This is a genomic window from Microvirga arabica (assembly GCF_016811235.1).
GTDB classification, from domain to species: domain Bacteria; phylum Pseudomonadota; class Alphaproteobacteria; order Rhizobiales; family Beijerinckiaceae; genus Microvirga; species Microvirga arabica.
This window is the reverse complement of the sequence record NZ_JAFBID010000163.1, coordinates 1-2,642: the sequence shown is the minus strand read 5'-3', so window position 1 is coordinate 2,642 and position 2,642 is coordinate 1. Positions and strand designations below refer to the sequence as shown.

2 protein-coding genes are annotated in these 2,642 nt (G+C 66.8%); both read left to right on the top strand.

What is annotated here, in order from left to right:
- Positions 1-196 precede the first annotated feature (196 nt).
- A complete protein-coding gene (istA, locus tag JQC81_RS32100; RefSeq protein WP_203275811.1) occupies positions 197-1,738 on the top strand; it encodes an IS21 family transposase in 1,542 nt (513 codons plus the stop codon).
- Positions 1,739-1,759: 21 nt separating this feature from the next.
- On the top strand, positions 1,760-2,521 hold the full coding sequence (gene istB, locus JQC81_RS32095; protein WP_203275810.1) for an IS21-like element helper ATPase IstB: 762 nt from the start codon (positions 1,760-1,762) through the stop codon (positions 2,519-2,521).
- The last annotated feature ends 121 nt before the right edge of the window (positions 2,522-2,642 follow it).

The window sequence follows — 2,642 nt, the reverse complement described above, 5'->3', positions numbered from 1 at the left end:
TGCGGATTTCGCGGGATGGTGAGCACGGATTTCACCGCATCGTGAGCACGGATTTCAGAGGATCGTGAGCAGCGATTTCGCGTGAGCGTGAGCAGCCATTTCAGGCGATCGTGAGCGCCTTTCACGACCACCGGGATACTTCGGCCGACAATCCCTCCAGGCTACGGGAGCCTCGTTCAACCGACGAGGAGACCCGATGCCAACCCAGAGATTGTCCATGCGCCGCATCCGAGACGTTCTTCGTTTGAGACATGCCCAGGGCCTGAGCGAGCGCCTGATCGCCCGCACGCTGGGGGTCAGTAACGGTGTCGTTCACAGCTATCTCCGCCGCGCCCGCCTCGCCGGCCTGACTTGGCCACTGCCAGAGAGCCTTGATGATGGGGGCCTCGAACGGCTCCTGTTTCCACCGCCAGCCCCGGCCGCCGACACACCCCACCGCCCGGTGCCGGACTGGGCCTTGATCGACAAGGAACTGCGCCGCCCCGGCGTCACCCGCGTGCTGCTGTGGGAAGAGTATCGCGCCGCCCATCCCGACGGCTTCGGCTACACCTGGTTCTGCACCACCTTTGATGCCTGGAAGCGCCGCTCCCAGCCGGCCATGCGCCAGACCCACAAGGGGGGCGAGAAGGTCTTCGTCGACTTTGCCGGCGACACCATCGACATCTTCGATCCGCGCACCGGCGAGGCCAAGCCCATGAAGCTGTTCGTCGCCGCCATGGGCGCCTCCAACTACACCTATGCCGAGGCCTGCCCGAGCGAGACCCTGCCGGACTGGATCGGCGTTCACGCCAACCTGTTCGCCTTCCTGAATGGGGTTCCCAAGCTGGTGGTGTGCGACAACCTCAAGGCAGCGGTGACCAATCCCGACCGCTTCGATCCTGGCCTCAACCGCACCTATGCCGAGATGGCCGGCCATTACGGCACCGCGATCCTGGCCGCCCGCCCGCGCAAGCCCAAGGACAAAGCCAAAGTCGAGGTCGCGGTGCAGATCGCCCAGCGCTGGATCCTGGCCCGGCTGCGCAACCAGCGCTTCTTCACCCTCGCCGAACTCAACCAGGCTATCGGCGGGCTCGTCGGGGAGCTCAATGCCCGCCCGATGCGCCGCTTCAACGCCAGCCGCGCGGAGCTGTTTGCCGAGATCGACCGGCCGCTCCTCGGTCCGCTGCCCGACGAGCCTTATGTCTTCGCCCGCTGGAAGCGCTGCCGGGTGGCGCCTGATTATCATGTCGAGGTCGACGGCCACTGGTATTCCGTGCCCTTCCGCCTGATCAGAGAGCTCGTCGACGTGCGACTCGCCGGCGCGACGGTGGAGATCTTCCACAAGGGCCAGCGGGTCGCCAGCCATGCCCGGGCACCGAACCGGCGCGGCCACACTACGATTGCCGAGCACATGCCCAGCGCGCACCGCCGGCACGGACAATGGACACCGCAGGGCCTCATCGCTGCTGGCGCGCGGATCGGCCCCTCGACGGCCGCGTTCTTCGAGGCGGTCATGGCCGACCGGCCGCATCCGGAGCAGGGCTTCCGGACCTGCCTGGGCATCCTGTCGCTGGCCAAAAGCTATGGCCCCGAGCGCCTGGACGCCGCCTGCCGGCGCGGTCTCTCAATCAAGGCCCGCTCCGTCGCCTCGATCCGCTCGATTCTTCAGAACGGCCTCGACCGCGCCTTCCTCGACGAGGCTCCCGATCACGCCCCGCTGCGCCACGGCAACATCCGCGGCCAGGGCTATTTCCACTGACCCCACCAGGAGAACCCACCGATGCTGACCCATCCCACCCATGAGCGCCTGCTCGCGCTCGGCCTGACCGGCATGGCCAAAGCCCTCGACGAGCAGCGTCGCTCACCCGATCTCGATGCCTTGTCGTTCGAGGAGCGGCTCGGGCTTCTGGTCGACCGCGAGGCGGCCGAGCGCGAGACGAAGCGTCTGTCGGCGCGGCTGAAGTTTGCGGCGCTGCGCCAGAATGCCTGTGTCGAGGACATCGACTGGCGCACGCCGCGCGGGATGGACCGGGCGGTGGTTGCCCGGCTGACGGCCGGGGACTGGATTGAGCGCTGCGAGAACCTGCTGATCACCGGCGCGACCGGGCTGGGCAAAAGCTGGATCGCCTGTGCCCTGGGCCACAAGGCCTGCCGGGACAATCGCTCGGTGCTCTACCACCGCGTTCCGCGCCTGTTCGAGGCGCTGGCGCTGGCCCGCGGCGACGGGCGCTATGGCCGGCTGCTCAAGACCCTCGGCCGTGTCCAGGTCCTGATCCTGGACGACTGGGGCTTGTCGGTCCTCACCCAGGCCGAGCGGCGTGATCTTCTGGAGATCCTCGACGACCGGCATGGACGTGCCTCAACCATCGTGACGAGCCAGGTTCCCGTGGACACCTGGCACAACCTGATCGGGGATCCCACTCTCGCAGATGCGATTTTAGATCGCCTCGTGCACAACGCTCACCGGCTTGAGCTCACCGGCGAGAGCCTGCGCAAACGCAACGGACGCAGCCGGGCTCTTGACGGCGTGTCCAACTCCTGACTCCATGCAACCTGTCGGCCGAAGCAGCCGCTCATGATCGCGCGAAACACTTGCTCACGATCAGATGAAACGGGCGCTCACCATCGCGTGAAATCGCCGCTCACGATCAGCGAAATCCGCA